Origin of the sequence: Cytobacillus sp., assembly GCF_964223445.1 — a bacterium.
GTDB lineage: Bacteria > Bacillota > Bacilli > Bacillales > Cytobacillaceae > Cytobacillus.
The window spans coordinates 41045-66608 of sequence record NZ_CAXQGS010000074.1 but is presented as its reverse complement, the minus strand read 5'-3'; the positions used below and the strand labels follow the sequence as shown (position 1 = coordinate 66608).

General features: G+C 40.3%; 26 protein-coding genes. 3 read left to right on the top strand and 23 right to left on the bottom strand.

The annotated features are described in order from the left end of the window. Nucleotides 1-48 precede the first annotated feature (48 nt). The 23 genes from ACEQ1T_RS13920 to ACEQ1T_RS13810 all read right to left on the bottom strand — a co-directional run bounded on the left by ACEQ1T_RS13920 (nucleotide 49) and on the right by ACEQ1T_RS13810 (nucleotide 22357). Entirely contained in the window at nucleotides 49-1497 is a 1449-nt protein-coding gene (locus ACEQ1T_RS13920; RefSeq protein WP_370223452.1) for an Rne/Rng family ribonuclease, read from the bottom strand. Nucleotides 1498-1557: 60 nt separating this feature from the next. Then, nucleotides 1558-2424 carry a M50 family metallopeptidase gene (locus ACEQ1T_RS13915; protein WP_206838929.1) on the bottom strand — a complete coding sequence of 289 codons (867 nt, stop codon included), beginning with the start codon at nucleotides 2422-2424 and terminating at the stop codon, nucleotides 1558-1560. Further along, complete coding sequence (locus ACEQ1T_RS13910) at nucleotides 2417-3193, bottom strand: M23 family metallopeptidase (protein ID WP_206838930.1); 777 nt, start codon at nucleotides 3191-3193, stop codon at nucleotides 2417-2419. Before ACEQ1T_RS13910 ends, ACEQ1T_RS13915 begins: the two co-directional genes overlap by 8 nt. Before the next feature lie 137 nt (nucleotides 3194-3330). Next, nucleotides 3331-4134, bottom strand: a complete 804-nt coding sequence (gene minD, locus ACEQ1T_RS13905; protein WP_206838931.1) for a septum site-determining protein MinD — start codon at nucleotides 4132-4134, stop codon at nucleotides 3331-3333. A 1-nt stretch (nucleotide 4135) separates the two neighbouring features. After that, nucleotides 4136-4813 carry a septum site-determining protein MinC gene (gene minC, locus ACEQ1T_RS13900; protein ID WP_370223410.1) on the bottom strand — a complete coding sequence of 226 codons (678 nt, stop codon included), beginning with the start codon at nucleotides 4811-4813 and terminating at the stop codon, nucleotides 4136-4138. A 270-nt stretch (nucleotides 4814-5083) separates the two neighbouring features. Next, entirely contained in the window at nucleotides 5084-5599 is a 516-nt protein-coding gene (gene mreD, locus ACEQ1T_RS13895; protein WP_206838935.1) for a rod shape-determining protein MreD, read from the bottom strand. Beyond that, nucleotides 5596-6480 (bottom strand): rod shape-determining protein MreC, encoded by an 885-nt coding sequence (gene mreC, locus ACEQ1T_RS13890; protein ID WP_206838938.1) that lies wholly within the window; start codon nucleotides 6478-6480, stop codon nucleotides 5596-5598. Before mreC ends, mreD begins: the two co-directional genes overlap by 4 nt. Before the next feature lie 270 nt (nucleotides 6481-6750). Beyond that, complete coding sequence (locus ACEQ1T_RS13885; RefSeq protein ID WP_035331317.1) at nucleotides 6751-7773, bottom strand: rod shape-determining protein; 1023 nt, start codon at nucleotides 7771-7773, stop codon at nucleotides 6751-6753. Nucleotides 7774-7933: 160 nt separating this feature from the next. Next, on the bottom strand, nucleotides 7934-8623 hold the full coding sequence (gene radC / locus ACEQ1T_RS13880; protein WP_206838940.1) for a DNA repair protein RadC: 690 nt from the start codon (nucleotides 8621-8623) through the stop codon (nucleotides 7934-7936). Between the two features lie 51 nt (nucleotides 8624-8674). Beyond that, nucleotides 8675-9244, bottom strand: coding sequence for a nucleoside triphosphate pyrophosphatase (locus tag ACEQ1T_RS13875; RefSeq protein WP_206838942.1), 570 nt, complete (start codon nucleotides 9242-9244; stop codon nucleotides 8675-8677). 232 nt (nucleotides 9245-9476) lie between these two features. Then, nucleotides 9477-10556, bottom strand: coding sequence for a hypothetical protein (locus ACEQ1T_RS13870; RefSeq protein ID WP_206838943.1), 1080 nt, complete (start codon nucleotides 10554-10556; stop codon nucleotides 9477-9479). A gap of 37 nt (nucleotides 10557-10593) precedes the next feature. Next, nucleotides 10594-11130 (bottom strand): Tfp pilus assembly protein FimT/FimU, encoded by a 537-nt coding sequence (locus ACEQ1T_RS13865; RefSeq protein WP_370223408.1) that lies wholly within the window; start codon nucleotides 11128-11130, stop codon nucleotides 10594-10596. 27 nt (nucleotides 11131-11157) lie between these two features. Next, nucleotides 11158-11949, bottom strand: coding sequence for a pilus assembly protein PilO (locus ACEQ1T_RS13860; RefSeq protein ID WP_370223406.1), 792 nt, complete (start codon nucleotides 11947-11949; stop codon nucleotides 11158-11160). Further along, nucleotides 11946-12605 carry a fimbrial assembly protein gene (locus tag ACEQ1T_RS13855; RefSeq protein ID WP_370223405.1) on the bottom strand — a complete coding sequence of 220 codons (660 nt, stop codon included), beginning with the start codon at nucleotides 12603-12605 and terminating at the stop codon, nucleotides 11946-11948. Before ACEQ1T_RS13855 ends, ACEQ1T_RS13860 begins: the two co-directional genes overlap by 4 nt. A 3-nt stretch (nucleotides 12606-12608) precedes the next feature. After that, nucleotides 12609-13604: a type IV pilus biogenesis protein PilM gene (gene pilM / locus ACEQ1T_RS13850; RefSeq protein WP_370223404.1), complete on the bottom strand. Its 996-nt coding sequence runs from the start codon at nucleotides 13602-13604 to the stop codon at nucleotides 12609-12611. An 84-nt stretch (nucleotides 13605-13688) separates the two neighbouring features. Beyond that, nucleotides 13689-14441: an A24 family peptidase gene (locus ACEQ1T_RS13845; protein WP_370223402.1), complete on the bottom strand. Its 753-nt coding sequence runs from the start codon at nucleotides 14439-14441 to the stop codon at nucleotides 13689-13691. Nucleotides 14442-14445: 4 nt separating this feature from the next. Beyond that, a complete protein-coding gene (locus ACEQ1T_RS13840; protein WP_370223401.1) occupies nucleotides 14446-14883 on the bottom strand; it encodes a type II secretion system protein in 438 nt (145 codons plus the stop codon). 106 nt (nucleotides 14884-14989) lie between these two features. Continuing rightward, a complete protein-coding gene (locus ACEQ1T_RS13835; protein WP_370223400.1) occupies nucleotides 14990-16195 on the bottom strand; it encodes a type II secretion system F family protein in 1206 nt (401 codons plus the stop codon). Beyond that, on the bottom strand, nucleotides 16182-17237 hold the full coding sequence (locus ACEQ1T_RS13830; protein ID WP_370223399.1) for a type IV pilus twitching motility protein PilT: 1056 nt from the start codon (nucleotides 17235-17237) through the stop codon (nucleotides 16182-16184). Before ACEQ1T_RS13830 ends, ACEQ1T_RS13835 begins: the two co-directional genes overlap by 14 nt. 9 nt (nucleotides 17238-17246) lie before the next feature. Further along, nucleotides 17247-18908: a GspE/PulE family protein gene (locus tag ACEQ1T_RS13825; RefSeq protein WP_370223397.1), complete on the bottom strand. Its 1662-nt coding sequence runs from the start codon at nucleotides 18906-18908 to the stop codon at nucleotides 17247-17249. Nucleotides 18909-18929: 21 nt separating this feature from the next. Further along, a complete protein-coding gene (locus ACEQ1T_RS13820) occupies nucleotides 18930-20309 on the bottom strand; it encodes a VanW family protein (protein ID WP_370223396.1) in 1380 nt (459 codons plus the stop codon). Between the two features lie 19 nt (nucleotides 20310-20328). Continuing rightward, nucleotides 20329-21063 carry a PRC-barrel domain-containing protein gene (locus tag ACEQ1T_RS13815; RefSeq protein ID WP_370223395.1) on the bottom strand — a complete coding sequence of 245 codons (735 nt, stop codon included), beginning with the start codon at nucleotides 21061-21063 and terminating at the stop codon, nucleotides 20329-20331. Between the two features lie 7 nt (nucleotides 21064-21070). Then, nucleotides 21071-22357 carry a hypothetical protein gene (locus tag ACEQ1T_RS13810; RefSeq protein WP_370223393.1) on the bottom strand — a complete coding sequence of 429 codons (1287 nt, stop codon included), beginning with the start codon at nucleotides 22355-22357 and terminating at the stop codon, nucleotides 21071-21073. Nucleotides 22358-22488: 131 nt separating this feature from the next. On the opposite strand from ACEQ1T_RS13810, the gene ACEQ1T_RS13805 reads away from it, so the two are divergent. Genes ACEQ1T_RS13805 through ACEQ1T_RS13795 form a run of 3 tightly spaced genes read left to right on the top strand, consistent with a single transcriptional unit; the run spans nucleotide 22489 to nucleotide 25564 of the window. Further along, on the top strand, nucleotides 22489-23001 hold the full coding sequence (locus ACEQ1T_RS13805; protein ID WP_370223392.1) for a prepilin-type N-terminal cleavage/methylation domain-containing protein: 513 nt from the start codon (nucleotides 22489-22491) through the stop codon (nucleotides 22999-23001). Beyond that, complete coding sequence (locus ACEQ1T_RS13800) at nucleotides 22985-23557, top strand: hypothetical protein (RefSeq protein ID WP_370223391.1); 573 nt, start codon at nucleotides 22985-22987, stop codon at nucleotides 23555-23557. Before ACEQ1T_RS13805 ends, ACEQ1T_RS13800 begins: the two co-directional genes overlap by 17 nt. 12 nt (nucleotides 23558-23569) lie before the next feature. Further along, nucleotides 23570-25564: a hypothetical protein gene (locus tag ACEQ1T_RS13795; RefSeq protein WP_370223390.1), complete on the top strand. Its 1995-nt coding sequence runs from the start codon at nucleotides 23570-23572 to the stop codon at nucleotides 25562-25564.

The following is a 25564-nucleotide window of genomic DNA, read 5'->3' as shown; positions in this document are numbered from 1 at the left end:
ACTGCACTAAAAAAGCAGGCGGGGGCAGTTAACCCAGCCTGCTTTGAACTAACCTAGCTCATTAGCACTGCCAAACTTTCTGATTTCATAAAATGGCTTGCAATTTTCCTTATAGGAAAACATGATCTTTAAGCCAATGCTGCCTTCAATTCGATTTTTATGGGTATTATTTTTCCCTGAGAAGACCGCTGCTGTGTCTTGAGTAGTTTCGATCAGGACAGCTTCATAGTCATTGCCGCGATGTTCCCACAGTTCTCTTTCGAGCTTGAAGGCAATGGTTTCAGCACTCAGCACTCTTCCGGTGCCTTCGCATACTTGACACCTTTCGGTAAGTGATTCTGAAATGGCCGGTTTTGTTTTTTTTCGGGTCATCTGGAGGATTCCAAGCGGGGTGAATCCAACGAGATTAGTGCGTCTTTCATCTTTTTTCAGCGCATTTTCCATGGTGGAGAGGATATGCCTCCGGTCCGATGCTTCTTTCATGTCGATAAAATCGATTAGGATCATGCCGCCAATATCGCGGAGCCTGATCTGTCTTGCAGCTTCTTCGGCCGCCCGCTCGTTCGTTTTTAACACAGTATCCCTTCGCTCCTGATTACCGGTGAACTTTCCGGTATTTACATCGATGACTGTTAAAGCTTCTGTTTCATCAAAAATAAGGTAAGCTCCATTTTCAAGCCATACAATTCGTTTCAGCGCTTTATCAATTTCAGCTTCAACATTAAAAACGGAGAAGATATTTTCCTTGCCGGCGTGCAGCCGAATTGGGAGGCTGGTGTGTTTTTGGAGCACACTCTTCAATGTTAAATCGTCCACTGCGATTTCTCCGTCAGCCATTTTCTTCGCTTCTTCTTTAATTTCCTCAATAAAAGAATCCGCTTCGTACACTTTTCCCGGTTTTTTCTTTGCTTCTGCTGCCCTTAAAAGGTCCCTGTACTCCAGCCTTAGCCTTTCAAGCTCATCTATGAGGTCAATTTCTTTCTTGTTATCACAGGATGTTCTGAAAATCAGCCCTTCATTCTCTTCTTTAGCACGATAGCCAAATTGGCGCCAATTTTCCCTTGCTTCACTATCCTCAATTTTCTTGGATACAGCAACATAACGGCCATTTGGCATATATATCAGCGAATCTCCTGAAAACTCAATAAGACCTGACAATCTCGGTCCTTTGGTTCCGGCAGCGTCCTTTTCAACTTGAACAAGTATTCTTTCTCCCTGATGGACAAAAGAAGAGATGCTCCGTTTTTCCTTTACTTGCAGTTCTTCAGCAGAACAAACATAGGATGCCAGTTTGTCCCGATGAAGGAATCCGCTTTGATCTTCCCCTATCTCTACAAAAGCTGCATTCAATCCAGGCATTACTTTTGCAACGGTGCCCAAGTAAATATCCCCCACTGATGAACGCTGCTTCGGCTGATCGATAAATAGCTTCTCGACCCTCTTATCTTTTAAAAGCGCAAATCTGCGCTCTCTTGATGCATAATTGACAACTAACATATCCAAAACGATTTCCTCACTTTAAAACATTATTTATTCAGGTTATTAAAAACTTGCTCTTCAGTAAACATAAAGCAAATCGCCAATTTTAGCGGTCAGCACTTTTTCAGCAAAGCACGCATGCAGTAATTCATTTTCATCTAAAGCACCCTTCTCTTTCCCGTCCTTTTCAACTATGATTGGGTGTTTGCACCCTCGCTGAAATCTTTCCAGAACGTCAATAACCAATTCTTCTTCTCTGACAACGATTGGTTTTAATGTCCGGAAGTCGCTGTGTTTCCCGTAGTATCTCTCAAGGAGAAAACGGATAAATATGAATCGGCTCTGCTTCCATTCATGATATAGCGAAAACACCAAAAAAGCGAGGACTACCCATATATTCAGGTTTACTGGGGAAGTCAGCAAAGTTACTATTATGAAACTGGTTAGACCCGCAGCCGAAATGAAAAGTGTTTTTCTGTGCGCTTCCGGAAATGCCTGATTAAGAGAAAGCCATAAAAAAACTAGCTTTCCTCCATCCAACGGCCATACAGGGAGCAGATTAAAGATCAGTATCATTAAATTGAACTGAATAAACAGTTGTAATATATCAGCAGACACCCAAGAGAGCTCATAAAATAACAGCGCCGCCCCCATCATCCAAATATGCTGAAGCGGCCCTGCTATAATGACTACGATCTCCTCTTTCAGCGGCCGGTTTCCGTGTTCATCCATTTCCGCTACTCCTCCAAATGGCAAGAGGGCAATCTTTTTTATTCTCCAGGAATAAAGGGATGCTGCAGCGGCATGGCCCATTTCATGAACGAAGATAATCAGGAGCAGCATGCATAATTCCATAAAATGAGCAGTCGCGACAGATAGTCCGATTATGGCCCATAACAAAGGATGAATATGAATATGTTTAATTAATCCTGTTATTTTATTCAAATGGGATCACCTGGATCGGATCTATAAAATCATCATCTTTTTTAATCGCGAAATAAAAAGATCCTTTTTCTCCATCACCGGCGTCACCTGCCGTGCCTAAACCGGTTCCTTTTTCAACATATTGATATAAATTCACATTAATTTCAGCCAAATTGCCATACCAGGACTCACTTTTATCACCATGCTGAATAATCACCGTATTTCCGAAACCATCTTTCTTTCCAGCAAACCGCACGAGCCCTTCACTCATTGCTTCAATGGATGCTTCCTTACCTGTTTCGATTGTTATTCTCTGGCCATTATCATTAAAGTCTTCCAGGATTTTTGCAGATGCAGGCAATGCATACTCACTGTTTTCATCAACGTTCTTCTCATCTTTTTGGCCATCTGAAAATGGCAGCAGTGCCAGCGGTTTTCCGAATTGTTCTTCATACCAGCCGGAAACCGCGGCGAATTGAAAATCTTTCTCCATGGCTGCCTTTACAAAATCTCTTGCAGGATCAAATGTCGCAGCCTGATTTTTAAAAAGAATAGCAGCGAATAAAAAAACACAGGCAGAAGCAAGCAATTTGAAAAGAAATAGTTCCTTGCGAAATAAGGGGTGATTTCCCTCATCGAGTTTGCTCTCGTATGAAGGCAGCTTATTAAACCCATACCGCTCTTCATCTTCTGTCCAAAGAACAGTTGAGTCTCTCTTTTTTGAGAATCTTTCATTCTCCTTTTTTCTCCGCTCAATTCTCTTGCGTATTTCATCCGCTCTTGAATTCATAATATCCCCACCATTTCTATATAGCTCTATTTGTACAAGTTTATGAGTTGTCCAAATAGAGTATGACTTGAAGTGGGTGTCTGAGATAAAAAAATAAACCGGGGAAGGCTCCCCGGCTTTAGTTCAACAAATTTCAATTATTTAACACCAAAAAACTTTTTTAGCTTTGAAAAGACACCTTTATTCTCCTCTTCAAGGGGCTGAAGCGGTACAGCTTCACCAAGTATGCGGCGGGCGATATTACGGTAAGCAACAGAAGCTTTGCTGTTAGGATTTAAAGCAATAGGCTCACCATGATTGGATGCCTTGATCACTTCATCATCATCAGCCACAATTCCGATTAAATCAATCGACAAATGTGCGGTTATTTCATCGACATCGAGCATGTCGCCATTTTTCATCATATGGCTTCTAATTCTATTTATTATCAGTTTTGGAGCCTCTACATTTTCCTCTTTTTCAAGCAAGCCGATAATCCGGTCAGCATCACGTACGGCTGAAACTTCAGGAGTGGTAACAACAATTGCTTTATCTGCACCGGCAACAGCATTTTTGTACCCCTGCTCAATTCCGGCAGGGCAATCTATGACAATATAGTCATAATCCTGCTTTAATTCATCGACCAGTTTTTTCATCTGTTCTGGTGTAACAGCCGTCTTGTCACTTGTTTGAGCAGCGGGAAGCAAATACAGCAAATCCTCAAACCGCTTATCTTTAACCACAGCCTGATGAATTTTGCACCGGCCTTCAACTACATCGACCAGATCATAAATAATGCGGTTTTCCAGTCCCATCACCACATCAAGATTTCGAAGGCCAATGTCTGTATCCACCAGGCACACTCTTTTCCCCTGAAGGGCCAAAGCAGTACCTACATTTGCGGATGTAGTCGTTTTTCCGACCCCGCCTTTTCCGGAAGTAATGACAATCGCTTCTCCCATCCTAGCTTCCCCCTTGCAATCTAGTTATATTCGGTCTCAGATGCATTAATACTTGTAATCTATCTACGGTTATTTGATCGTTTTCATCTATGTAAGCACATTCCATTTCTCTTTTTTCGTCATCCTGATCCTTGTCAGGTGCCCGGTTAATACAATGGCTGATCCTTAATTGGGATGGTTTCATAAGCGAAGCAGCGATAACGGCTTCCTTATTCCCATGGCATCCGGCATGGGCTATGCCTTTTAGCGCCCCCATTATAAAGATGTTTCCTCCTGCCATGACAGTGCCCCCGGGATTTACATCTCCGATAAGAAGCAGGTCTCCCGCCACTTCGAGAACCTGCCCGGAACGAATCACCTTTGCAACAGAAACAATTTCGTTTTCTTCCTTCTGTTTTTCAGCTTCTTCTTTGGTAATGACATTGGAGCTTATAGACTCAACAATCAGGTTCTTCTTTTGCCTGATTAACTCCTTCAACTCTTCCTGCTGTACTTCTGTGAGATAACGGTTCCCGACTTGTACCCTCACTGAAAGAAGCCGGTCTTCAACCGATCTGGAGTTTTCTGAAAGCTTTCTATCAAGTTCTTTCTTCAGCTCTCCATATGAACAGGAATCATCGAGATGCAATGTCAGACCATCTTTCGTCCCTTTTATTGTAACGTTTTGGTTTTTTTTCATTTCAAGATGTTCACCTCAATGATAAGAAACACATAAGTGCTGCTGGCACTCTATTTTAAAGCAGTCCATGAACTGCTATTTTTTCAAATAGCCGCAAGGCCATTCTTTTTAAACAAATTATGTCAATTATCCCTATCCAATTTGCCCATATAGGTAGGATTCGACAGAAACCTTCTAAATTCCTTTTTTACTAAAAATTATTCATTTAAAAGAAACCGGATTAATCCGGTTTCTTTTAAATGAATTGTGAAATTATATCACTTCAAACGATTAGTCGTTTAAGCTATCTGCAAATTTTTCAGAAAGTCTTTTAAAAGGATAAACAGCTAAAACAATGAAAATGGCATTTAATATCAACGTTGGCACGAGACGGGAAGAAAGAAAGGCTGCAAAGACCATATCAGTATGGTGAATTAATAAGTTCATCTGGTAGACACCGGCCTCAAGGAGGGTGATGCCTAAGAGCACAATGATGGAAGCCATAGCCATATTCGTCTGAAGAATTTTCATTAGTTTGGTTGTAATAAAAGCTATGACTGGAAATAGAAACAGGTAAATGCCGATAATTTCCACATACACAATGTCAAAAAGCAAGCCGAATAATAAGCCGTAAAGAATTCCGTGTTTTTTTGAGCCAAAAATGGTCAAAAAAAGCAATCCGGCCATCAGGAAACGGGGAACTGCTATTTTTCCGCTGCCTAACAAATCATGCGGAGTTAATTGAACAAATATGCTTTCACCGATAAATAAGGCCAGGAGTATGAGTGGAAGAAGGAATCTTCTCACAGTTCCTCCTCCTTCTCATCAACCATTTCCATTAGTTCAGGCTGCAAAGCACCTCTTTTAACGACCATTACATGTCCAATATCGTAGAAATCTGCCCCCGGCTTAACATAGGCGGTCTGGGTAAGTCCAAATTCATCAGGAACAACATCAACAACCTTACCAATCGGCAGGCTCTCAGGAAAAACGCCGCCTAGACCTGATGTAATAACGTTTTGATCCTTTTTAACCTTTGCATCATAAGGAATTCGCTTAAGCAAAAGAAGACCTTTTTCCTTATCATAGCCTTCAATCAGACCGAAAAAGTTATTTTCGCCTGCCTGAATTTTTGCAGAGATGCGATTTGTCGGGTCCATCGAACTAAGAAGCTGAACTGTTGAAGTAAAGGTATTGCTGCTTTTCACTTTGCCGATCAGGCCTTTAGACGTAATGACAGCCATGTTCGGTTCAATGCCAGCATTTTTCCCTTTATTAATGATTAGCAATTCATGCCATCTGTCGGGATTTCTTCCTATAACAGTTGCCTGCTTTGGCTCAAATTCACTTAAAGAGTCTTTCTTATCCAGAATCTCACGAAGTTCTGTATTATCTTTTTTCAGCCGCTGAACTTCAGACTCAAGGCGTGCAAGTTCATCCAGTCTTGTCTTCAAATCTTTATTTTCTTTGTATGTATTTTGCAAGTCTTCGACATTTTCAAAGAATCCTGCCACATAATTCACAGGGCTGGAAACAGCATTTTGTATAAACCCGGTAGTATCTTTTAAAAATTGTTCAGGCCAGGTCAAATTTTCTCTATCTTTTAAAGAAAATCCAATCAATGCCACGAGAATAATAATGCTGACAAGCAAAATAATCAGGCGTTTGTTCAAAAAGAACTGTGGCATCCGTTACACCTCGATTAGTAGTATTTCAGAAAAAATTGCGCCATTCAGGCACTGCTCAACAAAATATAACATATATCTGCGAAATTATCATTTAACTTAGATAAGCGGAAGCGCCTTGCCCACCCCCGACACCTCGAGGGGGTAGGCGCTTCCGCTATACAGTTCTCGTAGTTGAAAATTATATGCTTTCTTATTTTATAAGCCAAATTTGAGCCCATGCACTTTTTATGAAGTGAATGGGCTTTATCATTTTCTTATTCAGGCTTATATTTATCTGGATTCTTTAGCTTTCGTTTTGAATAAATCGATATGGTCAAGAGCTTTTCCCGTACCGATGGCGACACAGTCCAATGGGTTTTCAGCAATAAGGACAGGCATTTTCGTTTCTTCGCTGATTACCTTGTCCAGGTTGCGGAGAAGCGCTCCCCCGCCAGTAAGGACAATACCTCTATCCATAATATCTGCCGCCAGTTCAGGAGGAGTTTTTTCAAGAGTATTTTTTACTGCATCCACAATTGCATAAACTGTGTCATTCAACGCTTTTGAAATTTCTTCAGCAGTAATTTCAATAGTTTTTGGCAGGCCTGTCAGCAGATCGCGTCCGCGAATTTCCATGTTTTCGACGCCTTCCGGATCTCCAGCAGAACCCACTTCCACCTTAATTGTCTCTGCTGTACGGTCACCAATCATTAAGTTGTAATTTTTGCGGATATAATTAATGATCGCATCATCCATTTCATCACCGGCAATGCGGATGGATTGGCTAGTAACAATTCCGCCCAGGGAAATGATGGCTACTTCAGTAGTACCTCCCCCGATATCGACCACCATGCTTCCTGTCGGTTCCCACACAGGAAGATTAGCCCCGATTGCAGCGGCAAACGGCTCTTCGATGGTATAAGCATCGCGTGCCCCTGCCTGGCGGGTTGCATCGACAACTGCACGTTCTTCAACAGCTGTAATACCGGATGGCACACAAACCATTACATATGGCTTGCCTGAAAAGAAGCCCTTATTTTTATTGGCTTGTTTAATATAATATTTCATCATGACTGCGGTTGTTTCATAATCCGCAATTACGCCATCCTTCATTGGACGGAGCGCAACAATATTACCTGGTGTACGGCCGATCATATTTTTCGCGTCATTGCCGACAGCTACAATATTTTTCGTATCAGTCTGCAGTGCTACTACTGACGGCTCTCTGACAACGATTCCTTTTCCTTTCACATAAACAAGTGTATTAGCTGTTCCTAAATCTATTCCAAGGTCTCTAGTACCGATTCCAAACATAAATGGTATCTCCCTTTCTGATACAAATTGCTCATTTTCCTAAGTAAGGTATTTTAATGGAATTTTCTTTAATTTTTCTAGTACAATGAGCCTCCAAAAAGCAAGGCATCTCAAAAATCATAACCAATATTATAGCGCAACGTCAAATAAAAACATAGTGTTATAAATACCCTTTTTCCTTTAAACTGACAAATTTATTTTCACCGATGATCAGATGGTCCAGCACATCGATGCCGATTATTTTTCCGGACTCTGCAAGTCTCCTGGTTACTTCAATATCTTCCCGGCTTGGAGTCGGATCACCGCTCGGATGATTATGAATGCAGATAATGGACGCAGCCGATCTGCGAAATGCCTCTTTAAAGACCTCCCTTGGATGAACAATGGAAGCATTCAGGCTTCCAATAAAGATGGTCTGCTTATGAAGCACCTGATTTTTTGTATTTAAATAAAGGCATACAAAATGTTCCTGAGACAGGAATCGCATATCATGCATAACATAATTTGCTCCATCCTCAGGAGAACGGATAATATATCTGTCTTCATATGTGAGATTTGAAATCCTCCGGCCGATTTCAACTGCTGCCAGCAGCTGAATTGCCTTTGCCGATCCTATGCCTTTAATGGACGTTATTTCATCCAGGGATGCATCCTTTAATAGCCGGAGTCCTTCAAAATGGGTAAGAAGCCTGTTCGCTAATTGCAGAACAGATTCATCTTTCGTGCCTGTCCTGAGTAGTATCGCTATCAGTTCGTGATTGGATAAGCTCTGCGGACCATTTTGGACAAAGCGCTCACGAGGGCGTTCATCTTGAGGGAAATCTTTAATCAATAGAGTTTCCGTTTGCATATTTTCCTCCCTAAACTCTGGGGTCAGGGAGCTGAAGATGAAAAAAGTATATTAAGGAAGCGGATACCCTGCTTTCCTTAATTCACGAACCGTTCTGGAGACAGGAAGGCCAACAACAGAGAAATAATCTCCGGTTATGCTTTTTACAAGCATGCTGCCAATGCCTTGTATCCCATATGCCCCTGCCTTGTCGAATGGTTCACCGGTGCCAATATAAGAGTTAATTTCTTCATCCGTTAACTCCCAGAACACCACATCGGTTTTTTCATAAAATGTAATTACATTTTCAGGCGTCATAATGGATACACCTGTGTAAACAGAATGGGTGCTTCCAGACAGACTTTTGAGCATAGTGAAGGCTTCCTTGCCGCTGCCTGGCTTTCCTAAAACATTGCCGTCTTTAACTACAACTGTATCTGAGCCAATTACATATGAATCAGGATGCTTTTTAAATACAGCCTGTGCCTTTCTATGGGCAAGCTCCTTCACGATCTCTCCTGGTGACAGCACGGGATCAAAACTTTCATCGACATCACTGCTGGAGACTTCAAAATGCAAATGAAGATTTTCAAGAAGTTCTTTTCGCCGCGGGGAAGAAGAGGCTAAAATGAGGTTTTGCATGTAATCACCTTACCTTTATGTATCGTATTGGGAGATACAGGTTAATCGTATCAAAAAATTGCCAGACAAACAATTTTAAAGAGGTCATTTATTGATATTTTTATCATATATTATCGAATAATGACAAAAAGAAAGAGTCTGTCTAAATTTCCCGAACAGACTCCATTTAATATGTGATATTTCCCAGAAAATATTCGAAACGAATATTATTATGGCAAAATATGCCGGGTCCTTACTGCCCGTCTGACTGCAGCAAAGTCTGATAAGCTGCAAGAAACGCCAGCAGATGCTCCTGAATTTTTCCGGCTGATGCAGAATCACCCGCCTGCTGGTATGCGTCTATTTGCTTTGAAGCACCCAACAGTTCTTCTCTTATAGAAATCAGGCTTTTATTTTTAATTTGATCGGCCGGCAGATCATTCACTGCCTTGCTATGATTTTTTATTTTCTCAGCCGCCTCAGGGGTTATGGAGCTGCCGAGAGAGGCACTGGCTGCACCTTCTGAAAGGGATTGATAAAAGGCAGGAGCATTTTCTGCAAGTTTTTTCTCTTCGGTATTCAGCCCTTTAATCGCTTTACCTTCAAAGGCGACTTCTTTTGCAAATACATCAATCCCTTTGCTTTTTAGATCCGCACCTATTTCCTTCGCCTGATCAAGGCTACCGGAAACCCCTAAAAAAAGAAAAGTCTGCTCTCCCATTTTTATTGTTTGGCTATAGACTCCTTTTTGTGAGTTAGCTTCCTGGATTTGCTGTGCTGCTTCACTGTTTGAGAAAACGCCGCCTTGAACTACGTATGCAGTTAGGGCCTCTAAAGCTGCCGCTGCAGCGGGTGTCTTCTGATTTGATGCTGCCGGAGTTTCATTAATTGGAGGCGCCACAGTTTCTGCTGCCTGATCTGTAAATACCAGCTTCAGCATGATGAATCCAAAGCTTGTCCCAAGCAGTACAGCAAAAAACACAGCCAGAAATATGGATGTTAAGAATCCTTGCTTATTTCTCCCCTGGAATTTCTTAGCCAGAGTGCTCAGCCCATTTTTTGCTGGTGATTTAGGAGGAGCTGCTTTTTTATATTCCTTTATATCCGCATCTTCCGTTTCCTCAGGCAGAATCCAGTCGAAGCTGTCATCCGCCTCTTTGCCGGCCGCTGTTTGTATGGATGCGAAAAATTCAGTTTGCTCCTGCTTCTTCTTTCTATCCAGCTGTCTCGGATCCCATGCTTTCTCCTGCACTTCTTCCTTTTTCTCCTGAAACGGACGGTCCTTGCCATTTATTTTAATCGTGATCGTTTTTTCGCTTTTAGGCTTGTCCACATCTCATCCTCCTTCCGTACCGTTTCCTGAATTGTTTTCATCCTAACATAAGGAAAAAAAAAAATAACAAGACTTTTGTCGTCTTGTTACGGAAGGATTTCGTCAAATTTTTCATTAGTATTTCCGGATAATTTTCTGTAATTAAATCAGGATCTAATTTATATATGGGGATTCCTTCATTGCCATCAGAATAGCATAAACTCCGCTTTTCGCCTTTAAAACAAACAGCAGTTATGGATTTTCCTTTGACGACAGCAAAAGTATACTCTGAAGGCTGAAGAAGTTTTTTTGTATCCGGGTCCCTAATAGGTTCAATGAAGTCAGCTTCTGCCAGTCTTTTGTATGTCACTTTTTCCGGCAGCGCACTTCCGCTGATCATTTCATTTTTTATATAAAGCTCTGCTGATTCCTTTAATGCAAAGGCATTACCCACAAAAGCCTGATCCTTTACTCTTTGAATGACATTATTAACAGCGATGATGGCTATTAAAGAAATGATGCCTAATATAATTAGGACAGCAAGCACTTCAATTAATGTAAATCCTTTTTGTTTTAGTCTAGCAGCAAACATCATTTACTAGACCTCTCTTCATTTTTTTGATTAAGGTGTTTTCTCATCATCCTCAGCTTCCAGTTCAGAGAAACTGCTTAATGGATTTCTTTTATTGGAAATTCCCGGGGCATCCAAAGGAGGAATCTCCTTTCGCAATTCTTCCAGTTCAGGGTAGTAATAGGCAGCTATCGCCAGTTCGAATTCAACCATCTGGTCTTCCTGCATTACACTTACAACTTCATCGAATCCTGTATACTTCAGGCTTTCCACTTTAATGATTCTTTTTAAATCTAATAGATTCTTTATGAAACTTTCCATTTCAAAATATGTATCTGCTTGTCCATTTAAGACAATAGAAACCTTTTTAATCCCATTTGGCAGCTTCTCTTCAGATAATGGATCTGCTTCTGCAATTTCATTGGAATCATCCGTTTCAGGCTCCGCCTCTGAAACTTCTTGTTGAGACTGATTCCTTTCTTCTTCAGACAGGTCGATTTCTTCATCACTTTCCGTCCCATTCATCTTCAATTCTATGATATTGGTATCTGATATAATTTCAGATTTTTCGATATCCAAAAGAAGCTGATCAAGCAGCCTCTTAACCGGCACCTGTTTTTGAAGTTCAACTGTGCTCAATACGGTTTGATCATTCAGCTGCTGAAGATTATTTTCTAATATGGTTAATTGCTGAGCGGCCATTTGCAGCTCGGTTTGCTTTCTGTCCATTTTTTCGTTCAAAGGGCTAATAAAGAGATAATAACTGCCAAAAGCCATTGCCGCGAATAGAACAACGGCAAGCAAGAAAACCCCAAGCTGTTTTTTGGAAATTTCCCGGTTCACGGAGAATCATCTCCTTCCTCTTGCTGAGCGGCGGAATCCTTCTCCTCTATATCTTTGATTACTTTCTGTTCGGCTGCTTCATTAAGCAATGATGTGTTAATTTTTAATTCATATTCTGCATAATACCTCGGCTGAATGTTTGCCTGTTTTCGAAGTTCAGCTGCTTCATCTTTTAAGATGTCTGCTGTTTTAGCTTCGGTTATAATCGCTTCGTCAACCCAGGACAATTCCGTCAAACTATGCAAATAATAGGCCGCCTCACTTTTTGCATCAAATTGAACGATTTGTTTGATTCTGTTTTCTTCATCCAGCTCAAATTCTATTACAAATCCTCGTTCAGGAAGAAGCCTGGTTATTTGTTCCATAAGGAAGACTAAATCGAATGGCTGTCTGTCTGCCCATTCAATTGCAACTTTCAGCTCCTCTGCCGCATTGGAAGATTGATATTCTTGAAGCTTTGCCTGCTGAGCTTCAAGAATTTCATTTGTCTGGATTATTCTTTTCTCAATTCCCAAAAGCTCATTGTTTTTCTCTTTAACCGTTAAAAAAACAAGCAAGAAGGCTGCAGTAAGCAGGACTACAATAAAAGCTATCATAATATAGACGTTTTTAGGCCTTTTTTCCTTTTGAGGAAGCAGGTTAATGTCAACTCGCATGTGCTACCCCTCTTTTAAACCCAGTCCAATATTTACATGGAAAGATGATTGTTTTAACAGCTCATTTTGTCCGGTGATAAGGCAGTCTTCGAAAGAAGCAACTGGCACTTCCATTCTGTTTTTTATGTCCTTATGAATGTTTTCAAGCCATGGATGGTCACCGCTTACAATGATCCTGTCAATTTGGCGCTGTCCCTGATTTAATGAATACCTGTAAAAATTCATTACTTTTTCTATATCATTGTAAATATCCAATAGGGGATTTAGCACTTCTTCTTCTTTGCCAATGTATTCTATCTTCTTTTCTCCACTGGGCATTTTTACAGTCCCCCACTTGCTGAGATCGATCTCAATCGCAATATTTCTCATGAATACCGGTATGTCCGATTCGAAGATGCTGCACACTGCAGAATTAAGGTCAAACTGAATGAGCATGATATCTTCTCCTGTTTTATCCTCAAAATGGCTGCAATAAAGCCGATACAGTGCTAGAGAAGACACATCTGCAGCAGCGGGACGGAGTTTTGCATCCTCGAAAAGACCGGTATATTCCATGACAATTTCCTCAGGCGCAGCGAATAGCAGTATTTCAGTTGAATTCTGCTGATTAATACCGAGAACATGATAATCAAAAACAGGCTCTTCAAAAGGCAGGTGTATGCTTGTGCCGAGTTCCATATATAAATAGCCTTTAATTTCATCCAGCTGGACATCTCCTGGCAATGTCAGCTTTCTCAAAACAATAAAAGGATCAGGTACAGTAAAAAATACCTGCCTGTTTTTTATTTTCCACTCATTGACGCATTCTTCAAGAATGAGAGCAAGTGTATCATAATCCAGGATCTTCCCATCCTTAATAATTCCCGGCGGCAGAAAACGTTCATTCCATTTTGCCATTTCCAAATCGCGCTGACTTTTTAATTCTGCATAACGAATAACGTGGTCTTTGATAATGATATTTACAGGCTTCTTTTTTCCGGGAAGAAATCGCTTTGCCATGATGAAAAACTCCTTGTTAATAGAATTGCCTAGGGAGAGATAAGAGCCGGAATAATCCAGCTCCTAGCCCAAAAATTCGTATCCTTATAGAAATAAATGAAAATACCATTCAATTAATTCATTCCCATAGAAATATGCTATTAAAGTCCCGATTCCTATGAATGGACCAAATGGGATGGGCTTGCCTTTTTGCACAAGTCCCAGAACCATGCCAAGTCCTCCAAGGACAGCTCCGAACAAAGTTGCGAGAAAAAACGAAAGCATAACAAGCTTTACACCTAATGCAATGCCGATGACAGCATACAGCTTTATATCCCCTCCACCCATGCCGCCTTTACTGATAACAGCTATAAGCATCAGAAGGAAAAAACCAAGTCCTGAACCTGCTAAACTGTCCCACCATGGAGAGAGCGGAATGAAAATGCGTTCTGCCATAATAATTACAGCAAAAAACAATAAAACCTTATCCGGGATGATCATATATTTGAAATCAGATACAAACACAATGATCACAAGGGAAATCAGTGTCCAGGCGACAAACAATTCAGCAGTCCAGCCCATGATCAGCGGCGCAGCCGCAAATAAAATCCCTGTGGAAAGCTCAACAGCCGGATATAAGGCTGAAACCGGCGCTTTGCAGCGCCGGCATTTTCCGCCTAGAATTATATACGATAGTATTGGAATAAGCTCCAGAGGTGATAGAGTATGCTTACATTTTGGGCAATGGGACCGCGGTGCTGCGATAGACTGGTTTTGCGGGATTCTTAGGCCTGCTACGTTGTAGAAGGAGCCAAGGATGGTACCTAAAATAAATGACAAGCTATAAATGCTAATCATTTAATTAGTCTTCAACCTCTGTTCCTTCAGGATCATTTCCACTGAACTCAAGAAGTTGAGCTTCAGTAACTGTAACGTCACTTGTACTATCTTTAACAATTTTTCCACCATCATGTTTTTGCAGCTTGTAAGTGAACTTACCGTCAGTTCCTTTTTCTACTGTTACAACATAATCTTTATCTTTTACTTTCTCTAAATAAGATTTCAAATCATCGTGAGTCAAATCCTGAGCAGAAGGGTTTGTTGTAATATAAAGTTTTGCAGCATTAACAATCTGAACTGCTTCTGCAACTTTTGCATCATCCTTAGTTTTATTAATCAACCCACCGATACTAGGAACAGCAATCGCCGCAATAATTCCCAAAATAACAATAACCGCAAGCAATTCAATCAGTGTCAATCCTTTTTGATTCTTAAGTCTATTCCTTAAATTTTTCAGCATTTTTTCTCTCCCTCTCAAATATTCTAGTTTATTTTACCTATTATGGCACTATTATACTAAACTCAAATTCTAATAACAGTCGAATTTTTTACTATTTTGTAAATATTTAGCCAATGTGCTGGAATATTTCAAACATCGGTACCATAATTGATGTGACTATAGTCCCGACTATACTGGCCAGAAAGACGATCATGAGGGGTTCAATGAGTGATTTAAGCCTGTCTGTGGCGCTTTCTACTTCTTTTTCATAAAAGTCAGCTACCTTCCCAAGCATGGCATCAAGCGATCCTGACTCTTCCCCAATGGCTATCATTTGAGAGACTAGCGGAGGGAACACCCAGTGTTTTTTCATCGGTTCCGTCAGAGACTTCCCCTGCTCGAGTGAATCTCTTGATTTTGCAATTACCTTTGCCATCACTTCATTTTCTACAATGCTTTCTACAATGCTTAAGGCCTGCAGAATCGGCACAGAGCTGGAAAACAAGGAGCTTAAGGTTCTTGTCATTCTTGCTATGGCTGCTTTCTGAAGAATCTTTCCGAAGATAGGCATTCTCAGCAGGAAATAATCAAGATAATATTTACTGGCTTTGTTATTGCGAACTAATACAACACCCATAAAAACGACCAAAAATAAGCTGATGATCAGCCACCAGTATTGCTGCATAAATTCACTGGAGCCCAGAACAAATTGTGTAATGGCAGGGAGTTCTCCTCCGAAATCCTTAAACATCTCCACGAAAATAGGAACAACAGAAACAAGCAGAAAGATGACTACTGCAATAGCTATAATGCCGACAGTTATCGGATAGGCAAGTGCTGAAATGATTTTCTGCTTTGTGTAGTGCTGCTTTTCAAAATGAACTGCCAGCCTTTCCAGCGTTTCATCCATATTCCCGCCTGCTTCGCCTGCTTTGATCATATTGACAAACATTCCACTGAAGATTTTTCTATGTCTGGAGGCAGCATCTGAAAGCGGAAGTCCATCACGCAAGTCCTGTTCGACAGCTTTCAATGCTTTTTTCAGCGCTTTGCTTTCTGTTTGCTTCGCAAGTATTGCGGTTGACTCTACTACTGTCACTCCGGCTTTCAGCAAAGTTGCAAACTGACGCAGATAGATAACAAAATCCTGAAGCTTAACAGGATTGCCAATTGTTATTTCTTTTGTTAAAAAAGTCTCCGGAACTTCCTGTATATCAAGAACTCTTATTCCGTTTTCCTTCAGCTGAAGCATAGCTTCCCTTTTAGAAACTGCTGTCACGATCCCTGACTTCTTGCCTTTTCGGTCACGCCCGCTGTATTTATAGCGGGACATGATCCGTCACCTGTTCCTGTATGTATGGCAATGCTGATTCTTTGGCGATTTTTCCGGTCTCCAGGAGAGAATTAATGCTTGTCTCAAGTGTATGCATTCCCTGGGCGCGTGATGTTTGCATCACATTAATAATCTGATAAATCTTTTCATTTCGAATCAGGTTTGCTACAGCTGAATTATTGATAAGAATTTCTGTAGCTGCATAACGGCCCTTCCTGTCAGCTTTCAGAAAAAGTCGCTGCGATATAATTGATACTAGTACAGTGGCAAGCTGGATTCTGATTTGTGCCTGCTGTGAAGGCGGAAATACATCAATAATCCGGTTAATTGTAGCCGGAGCACTGGAAGTATGCAGTGTTCCAAGAACTAAATGGCCAGTTTCGGCTGCTGTTATGGCTGTTTGAATAGTTTCCAGGTCCCGCATTTCCCCTACTAGAATGACATCCGGGTCCTGCCGTAAAGCAGCTCTCAATCCATTAGCAAAATGCTTTGTATCAAATCCCACTTCACGCTGATCAATAATGCACTTTCCATGCTTATGCAGATATTCAATCGGGTCCTCGAGCGTGATAATATGTTTTCTCATCGTCTCGTTCATATAATTAATCATTGATGCCAATGTCGTTGATTTCCCGCTTCCCGTCGGCCCTGTTACCAGCACTAGCCCCTGGGGTTTTTCTGCCACTTTTTTTAATACAGGGGGAAGCCCAAGTTCTTCTAAAGCAGGAATTCGTGTAGGGACAACACGGATGGCCAGTGATATGCATGACCGCTGAAAATAAGCATTGACCCTGAAACGGGACAGTCCCGGGATTCCATATGAGAAATCAAGCTCGCCGATATCCTCGAATTTTTTCCATATGTCTGCAGGAATAATTGCCTTAGCCATGCCCTCGGTGTCTTCAGGACGCAAACTTTCTTTCCCATATTTTTTTAAACCCCCATTAATTCTTATGACGGGGGGGACCCCAACAGTCAAATGGAGATCCGAGGCCTTCAGCTCATACGCCACTCTCAACAGATGTTCTATTTTAGTTTTCATACTGTACTCCTAATCAGATATAGCTACCCGTAATACTTCTTCAGTGGTTGTAATGCCCTGTTTTACTTTTAGCAGGCCATCGTCAATAAGAAAAACTGTTTTATTTCTTATTGCATAATCCCGAAGTTTTGAAAATGATTCACCATTCATAATGATTTTACGCATCTCATCGTTTATGGGCAGCACTTCGTGAATGGCAATTCTCCCCTTATATCCAGTCATATTACAGGAAGAACAGCCTTTCCCCCGCACAACCTTCTCAAGCCTTATGCCTCTCTTTGCAAAGATTTCGATTTCCCGCTTAGCCGGCTGCTGTTCTTCGGCACAATCCCGGCAGACTTTCCTTACCAGCCGCTGTGCAACAATTCCGCTCAAAGACGATGCGACGAGAAATGGTTCGACTCCCATATCCAGCAGACGTGTAATGGAACCTAATGAATCATTTGTATGCAATGTACTAAGCACAAGATGTCCCGTTAATGATGCTCTAATTGAAACTTCTGCAGTTTCTCTATCCCTGATTTCACCTACCATAATGATATTTGGATCCTGACGCAGAATAGCTCGTAAACCTTTCGCAAAAGTCATTCCGACATTTGAGTTAACTTGAATCTGATTAATTCCTTCAAGCTGATACTCAACCGGATCTTCAACGGTTATAATGTTTACTTCTTCACAGTTCAGGCGATTTAAAGCCGCATATAGAGTAGAGGATTTCCCTGAGCCGGTAGGACCGGTTATCAAAACAATGCCTGTAGGCTTTTCAATCATTTCGGTAAATCTCTGCAGATTTAATTTATTGAAGCCAAGCTTTTGGATGTCATTCAAAGCACTGCCTAAGTCCAGCAATCTCAAAACAATTTTCTCACCATACACAGTGGGAAGTGTAGAAACCCTCAAGTCTACCGGATGAAAATCAATATTAAGCTTTATTCTTCCATCCTGGGGAATTCTATGTTCAGTAATATCCAGGTTGGACATGATTTTAATTCGGGCTGAAAGCACACTTTGCATATGCTTAGGGAGAACACGCTCAGTTCTTAAAACTCCATCTATCCGGTATCTGATCAGCACCTTTGTTTCCTGGGGATCTAGGTGTATATCACTTGCCTTTAAAGCAGCTGCACTGGCAATGATCTGATTGACAAGACGGACGACCGGGGAATCTTCATCTACCATCTGCTTATCTTCTGCTGCATCAGGATTCCCAGCTGTCCCCAGCAGTTCCTCAAAACCTTCATTCATATCGTAATATTTATTGATTGCCCGGAGAATATCATCCTTTGTTGCAATGGCCGCTTCAATTTGAAACCCCGTTGATAGCCGCAAATCATCAATAGTGTAGAAATCCATAGGATCGGCCATGGCCACAAATAGCTTCTCTCCGTCTTTCTTTAATGGGATGAGGAGATTGCGCTTTGCCACGTCTTTTGGAACGATGCTGAACAGCTTAGTATCAAAGGGATAGCGATACAAGCTGACATGTGGAATCCCAAGCTGAAATTCAAGAACCTCAATCAGCTGCTGTTCTGTAATATATCCTTTTTGAAGCAAAACATCACCGAGCTTTTGATTTGAATCCTTTTCTCTTAAAGATGTTTGAAGCTGCTCCCCGGTGATAAGGCCGGCGTCCACCAGCAAATCTCCCAGTCTCTTACGCATCTGCTTCATGCCCATCACTGCCTTACCTTTTTATTTGACGGCTTCATCCTCTATTCCCCATAGGTCTTCACCATTTCCACTTTTATTCACGCTAGTGTCTTTATTGCCATCTGTTTCAGATTGTTTATTTTTAGTGTCCTGTTCAGCTGAAGTACTGCCATCAACTGATTCTGATTTCTCATTCTCAGTGCTTACGCTTTCTTCAGGCACATTTCCCGCTGTTTCATTTGCGCTATTCGGATTATCCTTTTTAATTGCCAGACTGTATATAAGAACCTCATGAACTGGCGGATAGAAGTCCTCTGCTATTTTTTCGGAGTTTACTAGTTTTCCTGCTTCATCAATCTGATTACGATATACATCTATCAAAATGCCTTCTTCGCCTTCAACTCCAGTTCTTTTTTGTCCAAATGGCAGCTTGGCATCAGTTTGGATTATTGTTTTCGGCTTAAAAGTCTGCTTATTTTTTAGAACTGCCTGATAAGTATATATCGTTTTGGGCCCTTTAACAGAAACATACAAAAGCTTATCAAGCTGCTGGAATTCAATCACGTATTCATGGTCATTCGGATTACTAAAAATTAAATCCATTTGTTTTAGTGAGTCCACTCTGGCCTCAAATCCGGGTTCAATGTATCCAGGAAGCAATCTCCCAATATGCCTTTCTGTAATCATAAAGTTGGTGTTCAGCAGGGCTTTGTAAATAGCAGACGATAGGATGCTTATTTCGTCTGCTTCGAAATGCAAGCTTCCTCTTTCTTCAGCAAGCTCAAGAAAAGAAACTTGTGAATGCGGAGCAACTTCAATGCTTCCTTCTTTGCCAGCCCACATATCAATAACACTTTCTTTACCGGAGATTTTAGTTGACGATTCGGCAATCACCTCATCCTCGAGAAGGTCTCCGGGTAAATAGTTTTGCAGTTTTAACGTATGATTGCCATTTTCCAGCAATGTCGCATACATAAGAAGGTCAGCTAAAAGATTTTCGCGTTCTAAGCTATCTTTATAAAGGTCCGGCAGCATTTCTTCCAGAAGAGCATTGAGCTTTTCTTCATCTATTTTGACAATGAGCTGATTTTTCTTGCCTGACGATGCAAGAGAAATGCTTTGTTGAATATCAAATTGATAAAACGCTGAAACGGGTTTGATATCCTTCGTTACTTCCTGGAATTGAAGCGAGACAGCTGTACCATTAAGCCATTGTTCCTGCTTTTCAGTTATATAGGCTAATGCCCGGGACTTGTCCATTCCTGTTACGTCTTCATTTCCAATAAAAGTACCTTCAGCAAATGCGTCATGATCGGAAAAGACCTTTCCGTATGCTGCAGTTCCAATATAAGAAAAGCTTATAATAAACGAGGTGCAGAGTGCTGTAATCAAAAATAGCTTTATTATCTGAGGATTTCTCACATTGAGCTTCCTCCTTCAATTATGCATTCACATTCATTGACAGATTTACAACTACATTCGGGCCATTTTCTTGAGCTTTCTGTACGTCCTGTTCTGATAAAATTCGCCCGGACGGGAACAATATATTTCCATTTAAGTCATAGATATCAGCTTCTAACTCTTTGCCGACTAATAATTCCATTTGTTTGTTTTTCAATGATTGAAGCTGATAATTGTTGTCTTCTTCACTCGGAAAGACTCCACTTCCAGTTATTGGGTTAAGCAGTGATACATTGCTTAGGTACCTTTCAGATGAATCTTCCTTAACAATAAGAATATCCTTTCCATAAGTTAAGATTTCTTCGGCAGCCATTACTGCAGAAGCATCTGAAAGCTGAATCTCAACTCCTAGTATATTTCCAGTTTCTTCATCTGTGTAAAACTCCGCTGTTTCTCCCAATAATTGGCCTTTTCGTGTCATTACCTTGGTTTGGGTAATGCGGATTTTTTTGTTTACCAGCTGATTTGCAATTGGGATTTCATTTAAATCAATTACGGCACGGTCACTTTCCACTGTCACAGCGTATTCGCCGATTCCGATTATCTTTTTGAATGGAATTGCTTTTACACTAACTTGCCAATCTTCATGCTCAATTGTTAAGAAATCGATGGAGCCTTTTTCAGGATTTATGACCAATGATTTTACTGTTCCAATTTCCTGGCCTTCCTGAATAGAGATAATAGGAAGACCTGTAATTTCTGTATTTTTTTTCATTTTGACATCACCTTAATTTATAGTTTTTTCTCTTGGCTGCAGCAGCATAGGACATTTGGATAAATTTGATTTCCTGTTTTAGGACAGGATAAGCAGAAAATCTTGCTTCAAGACTTTCTGCAAGTTCCAGTAATTTATCAAACTCTTTATGAATGATATAGTGATCGAATAGTAATCTTGCAAATGTATAATAATCTGAGGGCTGCATATTAGGATTCATACATCCAATCACTAACATTTCATAACTTTTCTTATCAAGGCTATTGCGGGCCAGCTCAAGCTGGGGTGCTATCAGCTGGAACATTTGATTCTGGAATTCTGCTCTGCTTCCCGGATCGGCAGCCTGCCGTTTCTCTTCTGCTTTCGTTTCTTTCCCACTTTCATCCTTTATACCGATTTTTGCTTCAGCAGCAGCTGCCGCTTCTTCACTACATAGGGCTGGGGTGTGTTCCTCTGAGTCTGCCACCACATACTCAGTCTCTCCACCCATATAATGTTCCCTCAATTCACCAGAATCTTCAAATACGTTAAGAATTGCAAAGTATTCATCAGGTTCATGATCCGAAATCTTTAGCTCATCCTGACAAGTCTGATCCTCTGGTTCACGAATTTCCACAGCGGTATGGTTAGCAGGTTCCATTTCTTCATTCATCATATCTTCTAGTTCCGAGAGATAATTGATCTCTTGAAGGATTGGATCCAATGGATTCTCCACTTTATCTTTTTCATCTAATTGCAGGGCATTTTCCTCAATCACTTCTTCTAAAAGCATGCTTTCAATTTCCTCCAAACTGAAATCCTCCTGATGGCTTTCTTCCTCCGAAAGACCTATTGAAGCACCTTCTATTAACGAAACTTTTCGACTGCCACTATTCTCATCCTTGCTAAAATCTATTAAATCTAAGTCTTCATTATCTTCTTCTGATACATGTTCCACTAATGCCACAGCAGGTTTTTCAGTTTCCTGGTCTGCAGCGGCTATTGCATTTAAACTCTCATCTGAGACTGTTCTCTCAATTACAGATGCATTTAAAGCTCCTGTTTCTTCAGCTGCATGAAATAATCCGGTGATCTTATTATTGGCTAGATAAGTACCTGCCATTATAAGCAGTAAAAGAAGAAGTGCTACTTGCCATTCGGTGAATAAATCATTTGCTGTCAGCCCAAGCAGCCCTAAAAGGATTGAAACCACAACGACAAGCATTTTCCCTTTTTTAGTTAAGTCTGAAGGAATGAAATAAACAGCGGGAATAATGAAAATTAAAGATGCCAAAGCAAAAGCAAGGCAGATCATCTTATCTCTCCTTTCTTTGATAGACTTAACAGCTAAACTTATCAAAAAATGCATAATTCGACCTATACATACAAATATTGCTATTAAATATAGTATAATACAAATAGGTATTTTGAAAGAAGGAGTGGGCTATGAAATATAAAAAAATACTTACTGATTCTAAAGGCTTAACTCTTGTGGAAGTACTTGTTTCATTAACGATATTAGGAATTGTTTTAATGGGAACAATGAAGTTTTTTTCCCAGGCGTACACTTATACGAATATGAATGAAAAGAAGACGGCAGCTGTAAATGTTGCCAGAAATGCTTTAATGCATATTGAGAAAGAAAATTTTATAGAAGTTAGAGAGAGATTTAGAAATAACAAAAACGAAACTCTTAGCCTTCAAATTTGTAATAGTGCATACAAATTATTTTGGAGTGATGCTTCTTATGATATAGAATGCAGCCCTATAATAGTAAATAATATCGAGTACAATGTAACTATCAATTTACTAAAATCAGAAGATGAGAATGTTAACCTTGCTGATGGAGAACACTCTTCCTTTTTTGTTCCTCTTGAAGCATGTGTGTCCTGGGAAATCAATGGCAAGGAAGAAATTTCGACAATTGAAGGAGAAATAAAAAGTGAAGATCTTCGATGAGCGCGGTGCCACACTTTATGAATTGCTGGCTGTGCTGGTGATCAGCAGCATCATTCTTCCAATTATTTATGGAGTATTCACTTCAGGGTACAAGCTCTACAATAAGATTGGCATTGAAGGACAGCTGCGGGATGATGCCGATTACACAGCTACGATGATCATGAATACATTTTATTCTTTCCCTTTTGACTATGTTAGAGAATGCGGAGATAAAGATTGCATTGAGCTGGTCAATTCAGCTGGTACTGCTATAACAAAACAAGAGAAGGAACAACAGACTTTTTATAGTATAAATCAAAATGCTGCAATTGAAGCAGAACAAGTTATTAGGATTGAATTAACTGATTCTGAAAGTGACAGCAGCCGTAAAGTGTTTTTAGTCGATAGCGCAGCGATTGATTCGGCAGCTGATTTTAACGAATCGACATTAGGTTTAACATGTACAGAATTTATCAATGATAATAAATGCTCGCAGGGAATGATTAATTTAAAGCTTCAACTCGGTCATGAAAGGCTTGCAGAGAAACTGGAGCTTAATAGCATGTTCGGATTTTAAGAGGTGATGATTTTGCTGAAAAATGAGCGGGGAAATAGCCTCATTACTGTTTTATTAATGTCACTTATATTTACCGTTTTGGGAATGAGTATTGTGGCAGCTTCCCTGAGCGGGGCCAAAAGAACGGAAACGAGGGAGAGTGATATCTCCATAACATATGATTCTGTAAAGCTTATCGATCAAATGACTTCCAAGCTGGCCAGGATACTGCCGCAGCTTCCCCTCGAAAATTACCGGGGAAAGAGCACTGACGGAAATCTTTATGTGCGCAGTGACTTTGATACACGTTTAAAGCAGAAGCTGGAAGATGATTTAATCGTGCCGCATAAAGCAAATGAAAATATAAGCTGTTTAAACATTATTGACTTATCAGGCAGCAGCGCAAGCTTCATCGATACTGACACCCCTTGTATCGACGATATTTTAAAATACGATACATTTAATATAGAAACTGAAAATGATTTTACAAGAGTTCTGGATATCATAATTGTCACCAAAAACCCTATTGAAACAGAAGGCAGAATTACTCGGACAATTAAGAAAAGACTTATCCTGTCACCGCTTCCAAGCTTTTTGAAGTATGCAGCCGGCTCCTTTTCTGATAAAAATGATGCTGGCCTTATTTTAAACGGATCAGCAAATTTCTCTGGTAATGTATATGCTAATCAGCTGACAATAAATGAGGATGCAGAATTCGAGTTGAGAAATGGAAGTAAAAAGAGACAGGATACCAATATGTCCTCAATCAATGGGGATCTGTACAGTTCAGCAGCAAACCTTCTTCCGCTTCTGGATGAAGAGAACTTTTATAAGGGACAAGTTCCTGTACTAAAGCATGATAGCCAATTTATCAATATTGATTTTGACAAGACGATGAATGAACAGGCAAATCAATTATTATCAGCTAGCGGTATTCCTGTTTTCCGAACCGGAGAAGGCGAATTGTTTTCAAAAGAAATAGCATCAGGCATCCTTGCTTCCTTCTCAATGAACACTTTAATTGAGGGGCAAATTGAAAAACTAGCCGGCTTGCCTAAAACTTTGCAGCAAATCGTTACTAATATGGATGCACCTCTTGAAAGTTACCTAATAAACAATTCTGAAGCTGCCTCACTGCTCAGTGGCCTTATTCAAGGTGATGTGGTAATCATGGCTGAGGATGCTCCAATTGAAATAAATGAAAAGCTGATTGTTGATGGTGATCTCTATCTTGTTAATTATGAAAGTTTAACACTGAACGAAGATATATTAGTAACCGGGAGAACTCACCTTGTCAATTTTGACGGCAAGCTTGAGGTAAATGAAAGTATTACTTCCGCAAATAATGTTATCATCGAATCCTATGCTAAAAACAGGGATGATCTATTCGAGAAAGGCATTAAGGTGAATGGGGATATTTTAACCGGGAAAAGCACTATAATTAATGCACTTAATACTTCTATTGAAATGAAAGGGACAATAGTCTCCAATGAATCTTTCACTATTAATGGAGATGAAGCCGGTGAGCCTTCAGAAAACGATCAAGTGATCTTTGATTCTGTTGTGTATGCCGGCAAACGGGCCAATATTTCGAATGTAAATATTTTAGGAGCAGAAAATAATTCGAAACAGCTTGTGCTAATGGCAAAGGAAAACCTGCTTTTAACCCGCATTAATGAATTCAATAATTTTAATCCTCCTAGAGAAGGTGAAAAACCGTATATTCCTGAAGATGAAGGTATAAAGCCTTTAAAAGGATTTTTCTATACGGAAAATGATGCAGAATTATATGGAGTGGGTTCATTGTTTTATATCAATGGAGGAATTTTTGCCAAAGAAAGGCTGACAATTAATGCTATTCGAGGTGAAGTAGATTCCATAGAAAATCTACCTTTAAAATCATCACAGGAGGATAGGTATTCTCGCTTTATTGTGAATTACGATCAAAATGTCCTTCTTCAAAGGATAGACACCCTTCCAATCGTAAAACATCTTCAAATCTTTTCGGATGAATTATTAATAGAATAA